Here is a 19,267-nt window from a genome sequence, read left to right as displayed (position 1 = left end):
AAAATGGATCTGTCCCGTCAATGCAAATACATCGACTTTACGATTTTTCGCCTCTGAGGAGCCTCAGGGCACAGCCACGGCAGGTCCATCTAGGATTTCCACGCGCAAAGCCGCCAGTTCCCCAGCGTCGCGGGTAATCAGCACGCTGATTCGGTGGGTTCCGGCGCTCAATTCGAGCTCCTGCTGGGGCAGCAATTCCTTTAGCTCTGCCCCGTCCACCGCCACAACGATGCCCTTCACGGCACTGAAGCCGAGTTTGACTTTGCCGGCACCGTCCAATTTCAGGCCAAATTGGACGATTTTTGGGAACCAAGGATACATTTTCTGCGCCGCAGGCAGATCAGCGAGAGGGAGGTCGCCATTCACCTGGCTGAGCGCCATCTGCCATGGGAAGGGATGTTTGTCGTCGTTCAGGGCAAAGCTGCCCACGTGGCGGACGTGGTCCACGTCCTTCTGCTCCATCTTGCCCATGGCCTTCCAGGTGCGGACGTAGCGGTTCGGCTGGGTCTTGTAGGCCCCTTCCCGGCCGAGTTCGGAGAGGAAACGCACAAGATCGATGAATTCGTCTTCGCGCAGGCTGGCGGTGAGGCCGGGGGGCATCATGCTCACGGGGCTCATCTGGCGGCTGGCGATGGCGGATTTGGCCACCCTGATGATCTGATTGGCGGGGTCACGAATCGTCAATTCCTCAGCGCCATCATTGATGAGGCCGCCGGAGATGACTCCGCCGTCCTTTTTGCTGATGATGACCATGTGGTAGCCTTCCTTGATCTTCTTGCTGGGTTCCAGCAGGCTCTCAATGAGGTAGTCCACCGGGGCGCTGGCACCGATGCTGACGAGGTTTGGCCCCAGCACGCCGCCGGATTCGCCAATGGCGTGGCAGGTGGTGCAGAGCATCTGCTGGCGGCGGTAGACGGCCTCGCCACGGGCGGGGTCGCCCTGGGTCTTCACCTTGGCCACCATGGCGCTCATTTCCTCAGGGGTGAGGGGGCGGTCCATCTGCTTGACGCCGCCGGCTTTTTTGAGGGCATCAGCCAGGGGGCCCTGAATGCCGCGTGAGGTGACCATGCGGATGCCTTCGACGGCCACGGAGTCAAGAATCGTCTTGCCTTCCAGTTCCTTGGCCAGCACGCCGGGGAGCTGCTTGTTCTTCAGGAAAACGGTGAGGATGGGCTTGGCGGCATCCACTTCTGCCTTGGCCAGGAACTCGACGGCGCGCTTGGCCGCGAGCTGCGGTCCGACGCTGGTCAGGCCGTCAATCATGAGGGCACGCAGGCCGTTGTCCTGGGATTCGGTGAAGAGCTTGTCGAAGAGGTCACGGGACTTCACGCCGCCGAGGGCGGTGAGGCCGCGTGTGGCACCATCGCGGATGGCAGGGAGGGTTTTGGCGTCCGTGAGCAGGGCGACCAGCGTGTCGCGGGCGGGTTCCACTTTCCAGAGTCCGGCGAGGATGGCGGTGCGGTGCACCACATGGGGCTCAGGGCGGGTAAACCAGGCCATCACGATGTCTTTCGCGCCTTCCGGAATGACCTTGCGATCCGTGGCAGCCTTCACCAAGGCGTCCTGCAGGCCAATGTAGTAGGGGGCAAGGGAGGCGTCGTTGACCATGTCGACCATGGTCCTGGCCTGCGCGGCGTCGGCGGCGCTGCCGGCCATGTCGAGCACGGCGGCGGCGTCTTCGGCGCTGAGCTTGCCGCTTTTCAGCGCAGCAAACAGGGGTGGCAGGGCATCGCTGCGGCCGGTGCTCTTCATGGCGTAGACGAGGTGCTTGGGCCGCTCGTCGAGCTTGAGCTTGCCCTGGACGACTGCGGGCATCCAGATGTCGGCCTGCTCACGGCAGGTCTGCTCCAGGAGGAAATCGAGGGAATCGTCCATCGGGCGGTCCAGCACCTTGAGGGCGAGGCTGACTGCTCCGGGCTTGCGCATGTCTGCCAGTACGGCCAGGGCCCAGAGGCGCACCTGGGCGTTTTCGTCCGCCACGGCCTGCTCCAGCACCTTCATCACTTCAGGGAAAACCTTCCAGCGGTGGCTCAGGATGCGCAGCGCGGCGGCGCGGATGCGGTAGTCCCCATTATCCCACAGCCTGCGCCAGAGCGTGGGCGAGAAGGAGTTCACGCCTTCGCGCGCCCAGGCGGCTTCGAGCAGGGCGTGGGAGTCGGCTTCCTTGGTGGTGTCCAGCTTGGCGGCCCACTCGTCCAGGGCCAGCGTGACTTTGGCGGCACCTTGGTCGCGGAGCTCGCGTTTGGCAAAACGACGCACGTGGTTGCGGTCGGACTTGAGCATTTCCAGCAGGTCGGCCGTGGTGGCACCGGAGATCTGGACCTTGGGGCTGAGGGGCTTGCCCTTGGCGGTGATGCGCCAGATGCGGCCGTGCGAGTGGTCGCGGCGGGCGTCGCGGAAGTCCACTTCCCCGTGCTGGATGATGGGATTGTACCAGTCGGCGATGTAAATGGCACCGTCCGGGCCCATCTTGACGTCAATAGGGCGGAAGGCGCGGTGCGTTGAGGCGAGGAGATCCGGGAGCTGCTTGGCGATGTAGCTGCTGCCGCTGGGGGTGAGCTGGAAGCGGTTCACGCGGTTGCCGCGGAAATCATTGAGCACAAAGGTGCCCTGCCAGTCCGCCGGGAAGTGGGGGTCTTCGATGATTTCCAGTCCGCACTGCTTGGGCTGGCCGGGGCTGAGGCCGTGGAGGATGCGCTTGGCCCCCGGGGAGGTGGCGAACACGGAGCCGGGGAAGATGAAATTGATCCCCTCCCCGCCTGCGCCGTCGCACGCGAAGCTCTGGCCCCAGCGGTCGAACTCGAGGCCCCAGGGATTGATGAGGCCTTTGCTGATGATTTCCGCCCGGCGCGTCTCCGGCCGGAACTCCCAGATGCCGCCGCCCATGAGACGGCGAATGCCGTGGGGGGTCTCCATGTGGGTGTGGATGTAGATGGACTGATTGAAATAGAGCATGCCCTCCGGGCCCCAGCGGAAGGTGTGGAGGAGGTGGTGCGTGTCCTCCGTGCCGAAGCCGCTGAGCAGGATGGTGCGGTCGTCCTCTTTGAGATCGTTGTTGGTGTCCTTTAAAAAGAGCACCTCGGTGGAATTGGCCACATAGAGACCGCCGTCTCCGGGGGCGAGGGCGGTGGGGATGTGCAGGCCTTCGGCGAAGGTGGTGGATTTGTCGGCCTTGCCGTCGCCATCGGTGTCTTCGAGCACGACGACCTGGTCCTTGGCCTCTTCGCCGGGCTTGATGTGCGGGTAGGTGGTGCTGGTGACGACCCAGAGGCGGCCCTGGGCATCCCAGTTCATCTGCACGGGCTTCTGGATCATGGGCTCCGCCGCGAAGAGATTCACCTCAAAGCCCTCGGGAACCACGAAGGCCTTCAGCTCCGCCTCGGGATGCGCGTCCGGCAGATCGGCGAGCGATGTCGGCTGCGAGGCATGGGCGGCGAGGCCGATCGAACCAACGAGAATCAGGGCAAGGCGAGTCATCATAAAAGGGAAGCGCAAGATACGACGCTGCGGCGGACATTTGGCAAGCATTCTCTCGGGGGAAATGCAGGGGGGTGGTGGGGAGGGTGGCGGTTGACCGATGCGGAGAGTGCGCTCATGGGTGAGCGCCCCGGACCGCATCCCCTGTTGAAAGCAAGGCCTTCAACATTTAGAATGCGCACATGAGCACCGCCGCCCTCAATATTGCCGAGCTTGTCGAATGCGCGCTCTCCATGCCTCGTGCCGAACGTTCCTATCTCGTCACCAAGCTTATCGGCAGTCTTGATGATGACGATGACCTCGAAGTGAGTCCGGAATGGCAGGATGAGCTCAACCGACGCGTGGAGGAAATGCGCGATGGCAGCTCTCCTGGAATTCCGCACGAGGAAGTTATGAGCGGTGCGCGGGAGCTGCTGGCCAGCATCCGCAAAGAAAAGCAGGCCGCATGAGCCTCATCTGGAACAGGCATGCCCGGATCGAATATTACGAGGCAGTCGGGTACTATGCCCGGATCCCCGGTTGAAACCGGACCCGATGACTCCGCAGATCTGGCCTGAGGGATCAAGATGATCCCCTCCTCCCAAAGCGCCAGTTTGCCTACGCAGGCGAGCCCTGACTGCGGCATCGCCCCCACGAGATACAGGCATCGGGTGAGGACAGATAAACGTTGTATTCAGCCAACGACTTAGAATCATCCTTAACCCCTGATTGCATCACAATCTTAGTATGGGGTATTCACCCCATATCAAATCGAGCTTAAACCATCTATTATTTCCATTGTAGCTATAAATTACAATAAATATAGATGACCTCATTACCTAATCGTATTTTCTCGCATATCCTCCTAAGGCGCATCTCTTGGTGCCTGATCACCACGGCCGCTGTGGCCGGATTCCACCTCTCGGCGGCTGAATCTCCCATCGTGCTGGGGCAGGCGGCTGACTTCGCGGTGCTGGCGGGGGCGGGCATCACCAACACAGGGCCCACCACCATCATCGGAGATGTGGGCAGCCTGCCCACGGCCACGATGACGGGCTTTGGCTCGGTGACCCTGACAGGGATCAATCACGGCGGAGATGCCATCACCCTGAGCGGCAAGGGCGATCTGCTCACGGCTTTCAATGACGCCGCCGGCCGCCTGCCGACGATCATCTATGCGCCGATCGCGGATCTGGGCGGACTGACGCTGGCCCCCGGGGTGCACACGGACTCCAGTTCCTTTGGCATCACCGGCACGCTGACGCTGGATGCGATGGGAAATCCCAATGCGGTGTGGGTTTTTCAGGCGGGCTCCACGCTCATCACCGCCGCCGGCAGCAGCATCAATCTGATCAACGGCGCGCAGGCGGCGAATGTCTTCTGGCAGGTGGGCAGCTCAGCCACACTGGGGGTGAACTCGGCCTTCATCGGCTCCATTCTGGCGAACACCGACATCACACTCAACACCGGGGCCACGCTGGACGGGCGGGCTCTGGCCCTGAATGGAGCGGTGACCATGGACAGCAACAACATCGCCATGACGCCCCTGCTGGTGAACGGCCCCACGCATTGGCTGGGCGCCGCGAGCGGCCTGTGGACGACGGCGGGCAACTGGGCCGTGGATGTGGCAGGCACGCCTTCGCTGCTCGTCCCCTCCGCTTTGGACAACATCACCTTTTCCGCCAACGGCGCGGCCAATCAGAGCACCAACCTGGGCGCTGATTTCACCATCAACACGCTGACCATTAAAGACCCGGCGGCGGTCACCATCGCCGGTGCCAACACGCTGACTCTGGCCGGCGATCCGGGCCTCACCATCAATGCCGGCGCAGGGCTGGTGACGATCTCCAGCGGTCTGGCCTTCACCGGCTCGGCACCGCTGGTGACTGTGAACAACACAGCCGGGGCGATTTTCAGCGGCGTGGTCACCAGCGCAGGCAGTTTGATCAAAGCCGGCACCGGCAGCCTGGGCATCAGCGGCGCGACCACGGTCACCGGCCCTGCCAGCATCGCTGCGGGCACGCTTAATATCCTCACGGGCGGCAGCTTCACAGCCCTGAGCACCACGGTGGCAGCAGGCAGCACGGTCTCCGTGGCCGGAGCCCTCAACTCCCCGGCGGTGAACATCCAGGCTGGCGGCAATCTGGATGGCACGGGCATCATCACCGGAAACGTGATGAACCTGGGCACGGTGAATCCGGGGGCCGCCGTGGGCGCCCTCACCATCAACGGCACCTACACCCAGGGCGGCAGCGGTCTGCTGGCCACCGAGCTGGTGACTCCGGCCAACCATGACCAATTGCTCATCAGCGGCGCGGCGAATCTCGGCGGCACGCTGGTGATCACCACTGCGGGCGGACTGCGCCCGAACCTGGGCGACAGCTTTGATATCATCCAAGCCGGCAATGTGGCGGGTCAGTTCGCCACGGTGGTCAATCCCTTCGCAGGTCCGGGCACCCTGGTGAATCTCGTCGTCGTGTACACCCCCACGGCCGTCTTTGTAAATGCCGTGCAGAACAGCTTTGGAAATGCGCTGAGCCTCATCCCGCTCACCCCGAATCAAACGGCCGTGGCGGGTGCGCTGGACTCCGCCTTGAACGATGTGCGCCAGGCTCCCGTGCTGGCCTATCTCAACGGTCTTAACATCAACGCCGTGCCGCAGCAGCTGGAAAAAATCGCCCCGGAAGAGCTGACGGCGATCTACAGCATCGCCTTTGCCCAGCTGGACACGGAAATCATGAGCGTGCAGCAGCGCCTTTCCTCCATCCGCAGCGCGGGCTGGAGCGAGCCCGTCGCCGAACAGACAGAGAGAACGAGCGGCAAGGATGTCTATCCCGTTTCCGGGCTCTCCCCCACGATCTCGCCAAACAACTACCGCTATGGCTTCTTTGCCAATGCGACCGGCCAGTACGCCAGCCTGGGAAACACCGCCAATGCGAACGGCTTTGATGTGCAGTCCGTGGGCAGCACCATCGGCGCGGATGTGCGCCTGAATGACAACTGGGTCCTGGGTGTCACCCTCGGCTATGCACGCTCCAACAGCGATCTCACGGACGGCGGCAGGCTCACCGCCGATGGCATGCGCGCAGCGGTGTATGCGATGTACCTGAGCGGCGCCTTTTACACCGAACTCATGGTGGGCGGCAGCTTCAACAGCTATGACACGCGGCGCAGCGCGCTGGGCGGCATGGCCACGGGAAACACCAACAGCACCAGCTACGACGCCTATATCGGCACCGGCTACAACATTCAGGTGAACCAATGGACCTTCACCCCCATGGCATCGCTGCGCTACACGCACGTGAACATCGACAGCTTTGAGGAATCCGGATCCCTGCAGCCGCTGCGTTTTGGCTCCCAGAGCCAGGAGTCGCTGCGCTCACGCATCGGCTTGCGTGCGGCCTACACCGCCCTCGTGGGTGCGGCCCGGGTCACTCCCTCACTCAGCATGCAGTGGCAGCATGAGTACCTGTACTCCCAGCTCGGCATCACCTCCCAGTTTGCCAATGGTGCCGGCAATCCCTTCACCGCCTACGGCCCCCGGATCGGGCGGGACAGCGCCCTCGTCACCGCAGGCATGAATGTCGCGTGGAGCCGCTACGCCGTCTACCTCGCCTACCAGGCCGAGCTCTTCCGCACCAACTACCAAAGCCACACCGTGTTCGCCGGCTTTCGCGTGAGCTGGTGAGCTGACGCAGGGTGGGTTCTCGATCCGAGCACAACAACCGGGCGGCATGCCAGAAGGTGGTATGAGTGCGGCGGCAGCCCGGGTGTCCCTGAGCGGGTGAAAGCTGGAGCGTCGCCAACTCCTCCAGCCTCTCACCGCTCCAGGGACGGCGCACCTTTTTGACCGCCTGCCATGCCACAGACCCGAAATCACGGACCCGACACAGCCTAACTCTTACCCACAACATGAAGCAGCTTCCAGGTTTCGGTCATGTCGTGAAGATGGCGCAGACCTCGCCAGAGGACTTCCATGCCTGGCGGTGGATCGTTCTTGCGATCCAGGTAGCCTCCCAGCCGCGCGATCCAGCGCACCGCCTCGGCGATGCTGGGTGGACTTGGAGTTTTCGTCTTGAGCTGACGCGTGGCCCAGGCGTTTAACACCGCGCACTCCTCGGCCTCCAGCCACTGGGTCGCGGGCTTCTGCGGCTTTTGACGCGCGGCATCGCGCAAGGCCATGAGCCTCCAGGCCACGATCAAGTCCAGGCTCAGCGCCTTGCGCAGCCTCTCCAGGCTGCCCAGACGCCGCGCCTCGCTCTGACAGCCGCTCTTGAGCGTGCGGTGGAACACCTCGATGCCCCAGCGCTTCGCATACCACTGCAGCTGTCGTTGAACCTGCGCCGCATCCCCGCAGGGAATGCTGGAGAGCAGCTTCCAGTGCAACGCTTCGCTGCCTTCGGGCGCGCCGGTCTCCACCGCGTCGATGGCCCAGAGATCCAGCGGTGTGCTCGCGCCAAAGAACCGCGCCTTGTCCCGCGGCACCCCCAGCTTCACCGGCGCGCTGCGCAGCACCAGCGTGGCCGTGCGCTCCTTGCGCGTGCCCTGCGCTGGCACCACGATCTCAACACGCGCCAGCTCCGGCTGCGCTTCGAGGTGGTCCCACACCACCTCTCCCGTTTCGTGCAGGCGGCGCGCATGCAGGGCGCGCACGAGCACGGCACATTGCTCGTCATGCTGCCGGTTGCTCACAAAGAGCTCGTAAAGATCGCTCTCCCGGTCAGCAACCAGCACCACACGGGGCTGCCTGCCGGAAGCCGCCTGACGCTGGGCCACGATGGCTTCATAAGCGCTGACCCACCGGTGGCTCTCGCGCTGATCGAGCGCTTTGCGGTTCTTTTGCGCCTGCCGTTGCCGCCGCGAGGGGCCGTCACGCTCGCGCGCCCAGGTGTGGGCATGGAGCACGCCGAGAGCTTCGCCCTGCTCGCTGAAAGCCAGCACGCTGTGCAGCAAGAAGCCCTGCGCGCAGCCATTGCCCTGGCCGATGGGGCCGACACCCTCCGTGCCAGCATGAGTCGTGTGATTGAAGCTCGTCGTGTCAGCCACGGCCAGCACGACCTCATGGCCGGCCATGCGCCCCCAGGTGGCCTCTCGATGACTCTGCCCAATGTCAGCAGCTTCGAGCCGTTCATTGGAGAGCAGACGGTAGGAAGCCTTGACAGCCGCTTTGCTGCGGCTGCCTTCAGGGATGGAGGCCTGCGGCTGCGCCGCCCAATCTTCAAGCATGATGGCCAGCCGTCGCACAAGACGCGGATCAATGCCACTGAGATGCGCCAGCTCGCGTTGCGACCAGCCCGCCGCCAATGGACTGCCTATACTTTTGCCTTTCGATGACGTTGCTGCTGTCATCTCCCATAGTTTAACCGCACCCGTTTTTGTACAGCGCTCCTTCCTCAAACTTGTGGGTAAGAGTTAGGCTGCGCCGCGTCCGTCGAATCCTTCGTCCCAGCGTGCACTGGCATCATCTCACGTTCTCCCTTTCCAAATCCCCCCTGCCCCTCACCGCCACGCACTCACCGCCGAGGAGTGCTCGCGGTAAAATTTCTCAAAAGCCGCGTGGGAGCCGTTGAAGAAGCTGCGGTCGCAGAAATGGCGCAAAGAGGCACGGCCGCCGTGGCGGGTGTAGGCGCCGCCCACGTCTCCGGTGAATTCCGGCCCCAGCAGCGCGGTCTTGGGATGGCCGCTGATGTCCCCGCAGTACTGCCAGAAGCTCCAGGTGCCAAAGACGCGCGGCACGCTGAAGGTCATGCGCATGGCCGACTGCTCCCCGTAGCGCGGGATCCACAGGCCGCAGGTCTTGAGCACCGCGCGCTCCGCCGGAGTGAGCGCCTGCAGCTCGCGCGTCTGCTGGTCAAAGCCCGGCATACCAGGAAGTGGCACGCTGCAGTAGAGCAGCGGCCATGCGCCGGTGCGCGCCCGCACGTGCTGAGCGCCCCAGGCGAGCTGCGACCACGAGACGCGGTCCTGCCCTTCGTTGTCCAGCACCATGAGCACCGGATGCGCGGTGGTGCCATGCCGATGCGCCGTGGCGGCCACCACGCGGATGAAGCGGTCCAGCTGCGCCTGCAGATTTCCGGCGCGGTTCACGTAATGATACGCGCCCCACTTCAAGCCAGCCACCCGCGCCGCGTGCTCGCGCTGCGCATACTCCACGTCCGACTTCGATGCGCCGCGTGTGGCACGATGGATGATGAGATCAATGCCCATGCGGCGCAGGAGATGGCAGTGCAGCGCGCCGCCGTCCCAGCCGAAGTCCACAGTGTTGTTGAGCAGCGCGCGCGCGCGATGCACAGAGACGGTCTCCGTGCGGATGGGGGAGCAGGACGCGAGCAGAGCTGCCACGGCAAGGGTGAACCAGATCGAGGCGCGTGTGTTCATCCGCCGTTTTAGCGGGAGGCGTGGGGTGGCGTCAATGAGGAAGCGTGGGGGCTGGTGATGTTAAAATAAAATATGACTTCTCTGCGGCGCCATCTTAACGATTTCCCATGCCCACATTGGTGACGAAAGACCTGCTCGATTTCTACGACGAATTCAAAGGCGACTTTGGATTGCTCGACGAGCGTTGGGCACGCCAGAAAGACCGGGACAGGCATGATCAGTTTGGCAAAGAAGCGGCGTCATTGCTGAGCGAATATGTGGACAAGCTGTACTTTGTGAAAGTCGAAGCGCTTTCGGAGAAGCTCAGATCAGACACCGTTGAAAGGATCGCTGAGCTTGAGAGCATCATTGATCCGGAAGTCGTTGGGATTTTGAGAAGAAGAATATCGTGACTTCAGAAAAGAGACCCCCCATGCATGATCCACGCTTCCAATCTTGAAGTCATTCTGTCATGCAATCGAATCAAAACACTCTGTAGCTCCTGACCGAGTATGAAAAGCAAACGAAAGGCGCAGGATCGAAGCTACCAAGAGCGCGCCGCCCCCCCCGAACCGGCCGGCTTTTTCACCTGACAGGGGGCTGCCTGCATGGGAGGCAAAAAAGCCGCACCTACATGCCTCTTTTTAGGAGTCCTGATGAAACGTCGCATCCATTCTTGCCGTCCCGCAGGGTCTGAATAAGATAGCCACCTGTGCCTCCCCCCAAGATATCTCACACTCGCTGCCTCCTTTTCCTGATCGCCCTGTTCTCTCTGGGACTGACTGCCGCCGAGGCCGCGACTCCTCCGTCACTGGGGACCGCAGCCGTTTTCCAGCTCCAGGATACCAGCGCCTACCTTCAATTGTCATCCCTCACCACGGGCAGCACCCCGGCGAGCGTGATGTTCGAGTACGGCACGGATACCACCTACGGGAGTCAGCTGGCGATGACGGGCCCCTATGGTGCCAATGCCACATTCTACGCCGTGGGCGGCAGGGTCACGGGCCTGAATTCTGCAACCACCTACCATTATCGCGTCAAAGTCACCGATACAGCGGGCAGCGTATTCAGTGGAGACCAGACCTTCACCACCACGGCCCCGCCGGTCTTGACCACGGGCACTGTTCTGTCGGTGGGTTATGTCATCGCCAATGTCAGCGGATCGGTGGATCCCAAGGGGCATGACCTTCTGATGTCCTACCAGATCAATCAGTTCAGCGACTATCGCAGTGGAGGCGGGAGCTATGGCACGACTCCGTACATGGTCAGCGGCAGCGGTGTCGCCCCCCTGACCTGCACGCTCTATGGCGTGGCGGGAACTGTTTACCACTACCGCCTGTGCGCGCAGGACCAGACGACGGGCGATTTCTACTACGGTGCGGACCAGATGATCACCTTTCCGAGCGGGGACGCCACCACGCTGGCCGCCACCAGCGTGGCTGACATCAATGCCACCGTCAGCGGCAGCTACGGCAGCGATCCCTGCATCTTCTCCTTCCAATACGGCACGGACACCAGCTATGGTTCCACACAGGTCACTGTGAGCCTTCAAAGCAATCCGATCAACTCCGGCCCCGTCGTCGCGACCGGCATCCTGACCGGCCTGCAGCCGAACACGATCTACCACTACCGCGTCGTGGCCTATGTGCCTTCCAAAAGCAAAACCTACTATGGGGCGGACATGAGCTTCACCACCGGGCCGCCTGCCGCGCCGCCCTCGTTCACCTGGGTGAACGGGTCGCTGACGGATCTTGCCGCCACGGGCACCCTGCTCAGCGCCTCTTTCCAGACTGGCAGCTCCCCGGCCACCCTCGTCTTCGACTACGGCACTGACACCACCTACGGTACCACCGTTGCCTACCCTGGCACCCTGCCCGCCAGCACCAGCCCGAGCCAGGGTGTCCACATCACGGGACTCTCACCAGGCACCGTGTACCACTTCCGCGCACGTGCCACCAACAACGAAGGCTCCGCCACCTCTGCGGACGCCACCTTTACCACGCTGCAAATCCCCACGGCCACCACGGATGCGGCGACCTCCATCGGGGCGAACTACGTGGCCTTGAACGGCAGCTATGCGAGGCAGGGCGGCATCTACACGGCCAGCTTCGAGTACGGACTCAGCACCTCGTACGGCACCTCCGTGGCAAACTCAAATCCGGTCATCATCATCATTGGCGGCAACAACCCGCTGGCTGCCTCGGCCGCTCTCACCACGCTTTCTCCTTCAACCACGTACCATTACCGCCTCAAGCTGGTGGACAGCACCGGCACCGCCTACTACGGGAACGATGCCACCTTCACCACGCTCTCCTTCGCCGATGCCTGGCGGCAGACCTACTTTCATACCACCGGAGACACAGGGAGTGCCGCAGATCTCGCCAACCCCTCTGGCGACGGCATGCCTAACCTGCTCAAATACGCCCTGGGGCTGGATCCCACCATTCGGAGCGCCCCGCCCACGCCAAGCTGCCAGAGCTACAATGGCGGGGGCACGCGCCTCTCCCTCTCCTTCACCCGCCTCTCCTACCCGCCGGATGTGACTCTTGAAGTCCAGACAGCGGACAGCCTCTCCGGACCTTGGACCACCATCGCCAGCAGCAGCAATGGCGGCGCGTTCGCCGCCGCCGCTTCTTTTGATGCAGGAATTGTGCAGGAGGTGGTTTACCCCAGCAGCGCCCGCGACGTCCTCGTCTATGACACGGTCCCCATGGCTCAGGCCACGCGCCGCTTCATGCGTCTCAAGGTCTCCCGCTGAGCACCGAGGAATCATGACGTGATTTCACTCATGGCTCAGGAGGCAGGCTGCGCTGCGCTGGTCCTGTCCCTTCACAGCCGTGCACAAAAAAACGCGGCATCCGTGAAGATGCCGCGTCTGAATTGAATGGTTCCAACGTGTGCGTCTGAACCCCTGCCGATCAACGGCGGCCAAACCAGCGGCGGAAGAAGCTGGGGCGGGATTCCGCGCGGTTGATGCGATGCGACAGCACGTTTTCCTCGCGGTTGAGGCGCATGGTTTCACGACCGGTCAGATGCCCGTTGTGCATGAAGCGATCACGGTTTTCCTGCCGTTGGATGTGCTGCTCGCCGCGTTCCAGGCGATTGGCCTGCCCGGGGCTGAGCCTGCCGGTGACGACGCCGTTGTTGATGCGTCGCTGCTCGTTGTTGAGGCGGCCGCTCACTTCATTGACGCGAGGGTGCGAGCGGAAGAAGGGCAGGCCGGCACTGGCGCTGCTGGGAACGACGAAAGAGCCCAGCACCGTGGCACAGGCGAAGGTGAGAAACGTTTTCATGGTATTTGAGTGGTTGTGTGTTTCTGTTCTTTGGGTGCGTCCGAAAATCGAACGTCGCCGGTAGAGACGATGCCCTGGATTTCATGATTCAAAAGAATTCAGATGCCGCTGCAAAATCAGCATTGTGGTGGAGTGCGCATGGGCCCTGCGCCTATGCGCATGAGGACAAAAAGAGACCCCTGATCAGCGGCTCAGAACTTCTGCTGTCAGCGCTCCTCGCTTCAATTCCTCGCCATACCATGTCATAAGTGGAGCCATATGAATGCTGACAAGCGCACGGATTTGTGAATGATCATGCCACATGAGGACATTGAAACGAACACTCTTTCTCGGGCTGCTGGTGGCGGCGCTCACGGCACGTGCGGATCTGGCCACGGAGCCGTGGCCGGGAGTGCTGCGGGAGTTCCCTTATGACGTTCCCTGCGCGCTCACGCAGGGCGGTTTTCGCATCACTATCAGCGAGCCGAGTGACCCGGAAATCCGCAAGATGGGCGGCTCCGGCGGGTGGATGCTGAACTTCACCGTGCTGAATGAGAAGAACGGGCGGAAGCATGTCTTCTACGATCAAAGCGTCAGCGTGCGGTGGCTGGCGCCGTTTGAAGGCCATCCGCAGCTGGAGATCTGGGGGCGCGGTGGTGGCGGCTTCTACTCGCGCTGCCTCACCCGCGTGATCCGCGGCAAGTACCGCTGTGTACGCATCGACGAGTTTATCAATGTTCGCGAACGCTCGACCCAGCCTTCCATCACCACCACTCTGCCACGCAGCGGCGAGGTGCTTTACTTCACAGAGACGCGCATGCCGGAAGGGTCGGAAGGTGACTTGTTCTATGAGGATGAGAAATAGGCGTGATGAACCTTGAACTGAGGCCCCTTTGACACCCATGAAACCTTTCCACGCCTACCGGCTCGTGCCTCTGAGTGCCATTCTATTTTGCCTGCGCTTTGCGGGGCAGGCGGCGGAAGATCCTCTCAAAGTTCTGAGCTCAACCTTCAAAGACCTGCGTGCAGCCCCTGTCGTTTCTCTGCATGGTTGGAACCACAAGAAAAAGGTGATGTATGTGTATGAGCGCGAGGTCAAAGCCTCGACGGCTGCCGCCAGTGTGAAAAACGCCACTTCTGATTTCCTGACCTCTCAAAAGTGGATTTTCAGGCCCGATCTTGGCGAACCCATTGGAACGGGCGCGGCCATACACCTGACGTTTAAGAACCCGAAAGGGAGTTCTATCACTCTGTCGATGCTCGCGTATTCGTATCTCGTCATCAGCTATCCCGATGACAGCAAGGTGCCTCATTTATGGTTTAGCGTGGACGGCAAAGGTGAGCTCAACAATGTGTTCTGGCCTGAGCTGTTTGAAAAATACTCGAAGGAGTGGAAGGTGGAAAAAATCGAAAGAGAGAATAAGTGACAGGCCATGACACGACGTGAATGGCGGTTGATTGAGCGAAGCGGCTGGCGTGGGCAGGTGATGCGGACACTCTTGCCTGCGACGAACGTCCTGGAACTCTCACCTGCAGGCAAGAGTGCCTGCAGCACTCATCCTCACTCCCCCACGTGCTTGTCCACCAGCGCATCGAGCGCCTGGTAGAGTTCATCGGTGTCCAGGGTGTCGCGATTGCTCAGAATGATGGTGCTGCGATTGCCTCCGATGTCGCGATAGTAGCTGTTCTCAAACCCGGCCCAGGTGCCGTCGTGACCGCAGGCATGCACGGAGCCGTCGTCATCGGTGTAGAGGGTCCAGCCCAGACCGTAGTCGAAGGCCTTGCCTTTGCGGGTGGTGGCGGGCGTGAGGGCTTCCTTCCAGGTGGCGGGTTTGAGGAATTTTTTGGCGCGCACGGCAGCGTCCCACTTGGCCATGTCTTCGAGGTTTGACCACACGCCGCCGTCTCCCACCACCATGACTTTCTGCGGCCACTCGGGCGGGGTGCCCCATGTGGGCTTCCATGTTTCTTTCTTCTCACGCCACTCATAGCCGAAGGCGCGGTTGTACTTTTCATCGTCCTCGGTCTGCGGCACGGACTTGGGGCTCTGGCAGATGAAGGTGTGCTGCATGCCGGCGGGGAGGAAGATCTCATCCCGCACGAATTCGCCGAAGGGCTTCTTCGCCACGCGCTGCACGATGCTGGCGAGCAGGAGGTAGTTGCTGTTCGTGTACTCAAACTTGCTGCCGGTGCGGAACTGCAGGGGGTAGTCCTTCTTCAACCGGGCGAACATGCCGAGGTAGTCCTCGTTCACGGCGTAGGTCTTGTGGCGCATGGGCACGCCTTCATCATCAAAGTCGAAGTACTCGGGCAGGCCGGAGGTGTGCTGGAGGAGATCGCGGATGAGGATGGGATTGTCGCTGCTGTATTCAGGCAGCTCGGGGAGGTGGTCGCGCACGTCGTCATCGAGCGTGAGCATACCACGATCCACCAGAATAAGCAGGGCGGTGGCGGTGAAGGGCTTGGAGCAGGAGGCGAGCTCAAACAGCGTGCTGGGGGTGATGACTGTCTCATCCTTCACGCTGGCCAGTCCGTACCCCTTTTGGAAATGCAGCCTGCCCGGCACGCGGATGAAGATGGCCACGCCGGGGCTGCTTTCATCGATGCCGGTTTTGGCCACGAGGCGGTCGATGGCGGAGACGAGTTCTTTGCTGGGGCGGAGGTCTTGCGCGAGGGCGGCGGTCGCGGCGGCGAGAACGAGGAACATGGTGAAATGGCGCAGCATGCGGGGCAGTGCGGAGCGGGTGAAAAGCATGGGCGCTGTCCCTGCGCCAGTGACGGGAGCGGGGCAAACAGTTTCAGTCTAAGCTTTCAACCGGGCGCGTCCAACTAACGAATGTGGCGGTGTGATGAACAGATTTTTAACCGCTGATATGACGCTAATCAGACGCTGATAAATCCAAATCAGAAAAGGGTTTTTGAATGAGGAATCCAGTAGATCCCTCTGATTCCTGAGCTCCTGCCTTCCTTTTTTCGGGCTTGGAATTTCAGGTCCGACATTCTGGATTATTAGCGTCATGTCAGCGTCTCATCAGCGGTTAGAATCTGAACTTCTCGCCGAGGACAGCCGAGCCTCTCAGCAGCCAGCCTGGGGACGTTCGATTTTCCGCAGAGGCGCGGAGGGAACAGAGATTGAATCTGAACTCTGCCACCTCTGCTCCTTTGCCCCTCTGCGGTTGATTCGAAGATGCCTTCAGCCTCCGATGACTCCAGGGTCGAGCAAGAGGAAGATTTCTCTACGGCGCTCCTACTCCGCACCACACAGGCGCACGGGCTTGATCTCCACGGTGCGGTCCCCTTCCCCGACAAACAGGACGCCTTCCTGCAGCGTCACGGTGAGGTCCATGGAGCGCTGCGCCAGGGCGCCGAGGGCCTCGCTTTCGGCGGCGGGGATCTGCCACACGGTGAGATTGCTCACGCGGGTGAATTTCCCGGCGAGCGCGGCCCACCACGTGGCGGCGTTGCTGGCAAAGCTATACACGCTCACCTTCTTGGACCTGCCGCAGAGGCGCACGAGTTTTTTCTCATCGGGCTGGCCGAGCTCGATCCAGTGCATGAGCAGGCCGGTGAGGTCGTGCTGGCTGAGCGCGGGCTCATCCGCCTCCCACATGTCCTTGCCAAACTCCAGCTTGCCGAGGTCATTGTTCTCCGGCGCATTGAGGACGAAGGCCAGCAGCCGGATCATCATGCGCTCCTCCGTCTCCGACGGATGCCGCGCGAGGGTCAGCTCGTGGTCGGCATAACGGTTGGCGTCGAGGTCGGAGAAGGAGACCTTGGCTTTGTAGATGATTGCTTTGAGGGCCATGCGTTCGCTTAGACGGGAATGCGGCGGGTGGCAAGGGAGGGTGTGTGACGGCATTGGTCAGGGAAGGCCCACCGCATGAGAGCTCCGCCCTCCTGCTCGGCTTGCCCTTCGAAGCTTTAGCGAAGAATGGGGCCTCGATCCTTCCGCGCCGCAGCAGCCAAACGTGAGCGCATTGGAAAAAGGGGAAGGCGCAATCTCACCCGCACACGCAGTGACGAAGGATTCTACGGACGCGCACAGCGCATCCCTACCATCCAGCGTAGCGCGTGCCGCAGGGCTGGTAGGGAACCGCTGCGAGGGTCCGTGATTTCGGGTCTGCAGCTTCCGCAGGCGCTCAAAAAGGTACGCCGTCCTTGCGGCGGTGAAAATGCGGGGATCGGCTCGTCACCGATCTCCCCTCATCGCACGATCTCCCTTCCCCACGCTCCCAATCCGGAAAAGTGCTGAATAAATCAAGCGCCGCCTAAGTCTGAATGCCGCGAAGGTCTGATCACGCAGGCCTTCTCCGCGTCCTTCCCAGCCCGGCGGAATCCGTGTGTCCTCAGCCATTCGCAGCCAGATGCCTTGTTCTCCTCTGCATCCTTTTCACACCCCCTTGTATGCGCCTCGCCGTGCCCCAGGCCATGCGGAGCGGGGCCTGCGAAATAAGATTGCAAATTTTCCGCAGACAGCAAAAAATGGCATTTCGTGGCAGGTCGCCATGGCTCCGCTGTTTCCTCCCCACCCACGCACCATGCGGCCTCCCATGCAGGCCCCTGCCCTTCAGCGAATTTTCATTTGAATCGAACCCCCGCCCCTGCACCCAGCCATGAAACTCGCACGCATTCTCCCCGCCGCACTCATCCTCCTGGCCGCCAGCCAGCACGCCCAGGCAGAGCTGGGCCGCAGCGCTCCGCCTTCGCAGGCCACTCCGGCTTTGAGCACCAACTACCGGCTGAAGCTCGCCGCGAAGTCCGGGGACAAGGCGCTGGGAGAGATCTCCCTGCTGACCTGCGCCCCGGTCATCGATGCGTCCGGCTTTCTCGACAAACCGGCGGATGAATCCCTGCCCGCCACCACGCTGACGCTGCGCGGCAAGATCGAGGAGCAGGAGGGCGGCGCGCTGCTGATGACCTACACCTTTGGCCTGAGCACGCCGGAGGTATCCCGCACGGTGCTGCCACCCGTGAAGCGCGCGGAGTCAGACGCCAAGGCGGCCGATGCCAAACCGGAGCCGCGCGGCAACGTCTCCAGTTTCATCTCCTACCGCGACCACTTTTCCACCGGAGCGCTGCGCATGCAGCCTGGCAAATCCTACGAGCTGGTGACGATGGCCGGCGTGGTGTACTCCCTCACGCTTTCCCCGGAGCCGCAGAAGTGAAACCCGGGCCGCGCCCCGCACAGAGGCCGCCATGACCACGCGCACAAGCACCCACCCACACTCCCGCTCCCGATGAAACCCTCCCTCTTCATTCTCCTGACCGCGCTCGCGCTTGGCACGGGCCTCATGCCGGCCGCCGCGCAGGACAGGAAAACCGTCATCCTGCCGCCCCGGCCGATGCAGAACCCGCTGGCTGCACCACCGTCACTCGACTCCGCCGAGGCTGAAAGGGAGACGCCGCTGCTCGGGGCCAACTACCGCATCGTCATCAGCGCGGCGGCAAAGGGCCAGCCGACGGGCGAGCTCTCCGCGCAGACCTGCTCCGCCTCCTTCCAGATCAACGGCTGCCTGGCCATGCCCACGGCGGAAGATCCCCACGGCGCCGAGCTCTCCGTGCGCGGCATGCTCTCCGAGCTGGAGGGCGGCGGCCTGAGGCTGGGCTATTCCCTGGCCGTGACCACCCGCGTGCCCAGCCAGACCCTGGGCCTGCCGGGCTCAGGGCAGGCGGTGGTGAGCACCTACAGCTTCAAGAAAAACGGGGCCACAGGCATGCTCCTGCTGCAGCCGGGCAAAAGCTGCGAGCTCATGCAGATCTCCGGCGTGGTGTATTCCCTCTCCATCACGCCCACGGAGACCTGGCCAGCCGCCAAGCATGCAGCACCCACGACTGCAAACGGCAAAAAGCAGGCCGCTGCCGAGACAGAAACGAAGCAACTGGAGGACGCCACGGGCAGAGGCCCGAGTGATGAGGACAGGAAACGCTACGAGAGTTTGTCGGACCGGGGAAAAGAAAAATTTCGCAACACCCTGAGGGAACACTTCAGCCAGGAGCAATTCCGAAACGCCCCCGAGGAAGAGCGCCGCGAGCGCATCAAAAAGCTCTTCAACGAGGCCGAAGCCGAGGACAGGGCGAATGCAAAGTGAGGCCTGCGGCGGCGAGGGTGCGTGGCGGCGTGGGTCAATCCAGCCCACCTCAGGTGATCTTACTCGTCCTCGTTCCTTCCATTGCCGACTGCA

Annotated in this window: 14 protein-coding genes; 8 read left to right on the top strand and 6 right to left on the bottom strand. The window is 62.3% G+C overall.

Annotation, left to right across the window (positions count from 1 at the left end; all coding sequences use genetic code 11):
- Nucleotides 1–63: 63 nt before the first annotated feature.
- Nucleotides 64–3,480: a PVC-type heme-binding CxxCH protein gene (locus tag AC3RLQ_RS30200; protein ID WP_493032632.1), complete on the bottom strand. Its 3,417-nt coding sequence runs from the start codon at nt 3,478–3,480 to the stop codon at nt 64–66.
- Nucleotides 3,481–3,659: 179 nt separating this feature from the next.
- Here AC3RLQ_RS30200 and AC3RLQ_RS30195 point away from each other — a divergent pair, with 179 nt between their 5' ends.
- Nucleotides 3,660–3,926 carry an addiction module protein gene (locus AC3RLQ_RS30195; RefSeq protein ID WP_493032630.1) on the top strand — a complete coding sequence of 89 codons (267 nt, stop codon included), beginning with the start codon at nt 3,660–3,662 and terminating at the stop codon, nt 3,924–3,926.
- A gap of 356 nt (nt 3,927–4,282) precedes the next feature.
- On the top strand, nt 4,283–7,144 hold the full coding sequence (locus AC3RLQ_RS30190; protein ID WP_493032628.1) for an ice-binding family protein: 2,862 nt from the start codon (nt 4,283–4,285) through the stop codon (nt 7,142–7,144).
- 206 nt (nt 7,145–7,350) lie between these two features.
- Here the strand turns inward: AC3RLQ_RS30190 and AC3RLQ_RS30185 are convergent, their stop codons facing one another.
- Both AC3RLQ_RS30185 and AC3RLQ_RS30180 read right to left on the bottom strand, forming a co-directional pair.
- Nucleotides 7,351–8,805, bottom strand: coding sequence for an IS4 family transposase (locus AC3RLQ_RS30185; RefSeq protein WP_493032625.1), 1,455 nt, complete (start codon nt 8,803–8,805; stop codon nt 7,351–7,353).
- 150 nt (nt 8,806–8,955) lie between these two features.
- On the bottom strand, nt 8,956–9,834 hold the full coding sequence (locus tag AC3RLQ_RS30180) for a GH25 family lysozyme (protein WP_493032623.1): 879 nt from the start codon (nt 9,832–9,834) through the stop codon (nt 8,956–8,958).
- Between the two features lie 107 nt (nt 9,835–9,941).
- On the opposite strand from AC3RLQ_RS30180, the gene AC3RLQ_RS30175 reads away from it, so the two are divergent.
- Together AC3RLQ_RS30175 and AC3RLQ_RS30170 are read left to right on the top strand one after the other, a co-directional pair.
- Nucleotides 9,942–10,226 (top strand): hypothetical protein, encoded by a 285-nt coding sequence (locus tag AC3RLQ_RS30175; protein WP_493032621.1) that lies wholly within the window; start codon nt 9,942–9,944, stop codon nt 10,224–10,226.
- A 299-nt stretch (nt 10,227–10,525) separates the two neighbouring features.
- Nucleotides 10,526–12,571 carry a fibronectin type III domain-containing protein gene (locus AC3RLQ_RS30170; protein WP_493032619.1) on the top strand — a complete coding sequence of 682 codons (2,046 nt, stop codon included), beginning with the start codon at nt 10,526–10,528 and terminating at the stop codon, nt 12,569–12,571.
- Nucleotides 12,572–12,731: 160 nt separating this feature from the next.
- Here AC3RLQ_RS30170 and AC3RLQ_RS30165 read toward each other — a convergent pair whose 3' ends face one another.
- Nucleotides 12,732–13,106 carry a hypothetical protein gene (locus tag AC3RLQ_RS30165; RefSeq protein ID WP_493032617.1) on the bottom strand — a complete coding sequence of 125 codons (375 nt, stop codon included), beginning with the start codon at nt 13,104–13,106 and terminating at the stop codon, nt 12,732–12,734.
- A gap of 301 nt (nt 13,107–13,407) precedes the next feature.
- On the opposite strand from AC3RLQ_RS30165, the gene AC3RLQ_RS30160 reads away from it, so the two are divergent.
- Nucleotides 13,408–13,950 carry a hypothetical protein gene (locus tag AC3RLQ_RS30160; protein WP_493032615.1) on the top strand — a complete coding sequence of 181 codons (543 nt, stop codon included), beginning with the start codon at nt 13,408–13,410 and terminating at the stop codon, nt 13,948–13,950.
- A 37-nt stretch (nt 13,951–13,987) separates the two neighbouring features.
- Nucleotides 13,988–14,512 (top strand): hypothetical protein, encoded by a 525-nt coding sequence (locus AC3RLQ_RS30155; protein ID WP_493032613.1) that lies wholly within the window; start codon nt 13,988–13,990, stop codon nt 14,510–14,512.
- A 134-nt stretch (nt 14,513–14,646) separates the two neighbouring features.
- Here the strand turns inward: AC3RLQ_RS30155 and AC3RLQ_RS30150 are convergent, their stop codons facing one another.
- The gene (locus AC3RLQ_RS30150) at nt 14,647–15,840 is read right to left on the bottom strand and encodes a serine hydrolase domain-containing protein (protein WP_493032611.1); all 1,194 of its coding nucleotides are present in this window, start codon (nt 15,838–15,840) and stop codon (nt 14,647–14,649) included.
- A gap of 492 nt (nt 15,841–16,332) precedes the next feature.
- Nucleotides 16,333–16,890 (bottom strand): YaeQ family protein, encoded by a 558-nt coding sequence (locus tag AC3RLQ_RS30145; RefSeq protein WP_493032609.1) that lies wholly within the window; start codon nt 16,888–16,890, stop codon nt 16,333–16,335.
- An 808-nt stretch (nt 16,891–17,698) separates the two neighbouring features.
- On the opposite strand from AC3RLQ_RS30145, the gene AC3RLQ_RS30140 reads away from it, so the two are divergent.
- Entirely contained in the window at nt 17,699–18,250 is a 552-nt protein-coding gene (locus AC3RLQ_RS30140) for a hypothetical protein (protein ID WP_493032607.1), read from the top strand.
- Nucleotides 18,251–18,322: 72 nt separating this feature from the next.
- Complete coding sequence (locus AC3RLQ_RS30135; protein WP_493038846.1) at nt 18,323–19,174, top strand: hypothetical protein; 852 nt, start codon at nt 18,323–18,325, stop codon at nt 19,172–19,174.
- Nucleotides 19,175–19,267 lie beyond the last annotated feature (93 nt).

Source organism: Prosthecobacter sp. GW821-HT29F12, from assembly GCF_058803405.1.
This window is presented reverse-complemented; position numbering and strand designations above follow the sequence as displayed.

Bases quoted from the DNA above. Each gene is read 5' to 3' on its own strand.
- AC3RLQ_RS30175 (WP_493032621.1), top strand. From the start codon at position 9,942: ATGCCCACATTGGTGACGAAAGACCTGCTCGATTTCTACGACGAATTC.
- AC3RLQ_RS30145 (WP_493032609.1), bottom strand. From the start codon at position 16,890: ATGGCCCTCAAAGCAATCATCTACAAAGCCAAGGTCTCCTTCTCCGAC.
- AC3RLQ_RS30190 (WP_493032628.1), top strand. From the start codon at position 4,283: ATGACCTCATTACCTAATCGTATTTTCTCGCATATCCTCCTAAGGCGC.
- AC3RLQ_RS30195 (WP_493032630.1), top strand. From the start codon at position 3,660: ATGAGCACCGCCGCCCTCAATATTGCCGAGCTTGTCGAATGCGCGCTC.
- AC3RLQ_RS30140 (WP_493032607.1), top strand. From the start codon at position 17,699: ATGAAACTCGCACGCATTCTCCCCGCCGCACTCATCCTCCTGGCCGCC.
- AC3RLQ_RS30180 (WP_493032623.1), bottom strand. From the start codon at position 9,834: ATGAACACACGCGCCTCGATCTGGTTCACCCTTGCCGTGGCAGCTCTG.
- AC3RLQ_RS30185 (WP_493032625.1), bottom strand. From the start codon at position 8,805: ATGACAGCAGCAACGTCATCGAAAGGCAAAAGTATAGGCAGTCCATTG.
- AC3RLQ_RS30160 (WP_493032615.1), top strand. From the start codon at position 13,408: ATGAGGACATTGAAACGAACACTCTTTCTCGGGCTGCTGGTGGCGGCG.
- AC3RLQ_RS30165 (WP_493032617.1), bottom strand. From the start codon at position 13,106: ATGAAAACGTTTCTCACCTTCGCCTGTGCCACGGTGCTGGGCTCTTTC.
- AC3RLQ_RS30155 (WP_493032613.1), top strand. From the start codon at position 13,988: ATGAAACCTTTCCACGCCTACCGGCTCGTGCCTCTGAGTGCCATTCTA.
- AC3RLQ_RS30135 (WP_493038846.1), top strand. From the start codon at position 18,323: ATGAAACCCTCCCTCTTCATTCTCCTGACCGCGCTCGCGCTTGGCACG.
- AC3RLQ_RS30150 (WP_493032611.1), bottom strand. From the start codon at position 15,840: ATGCTTTTCACCCGCTCCGCACTGCCCCGCATGCTGCGCCATTTCACC.
- AC3RLQ_RS30200 (WP_493032632.1), bottom strand. From the start codon at position 3,480: ATGATGACTCGCCTTGCCCTGATTCTCGTTGGTTCGATCGGCCTCGCC.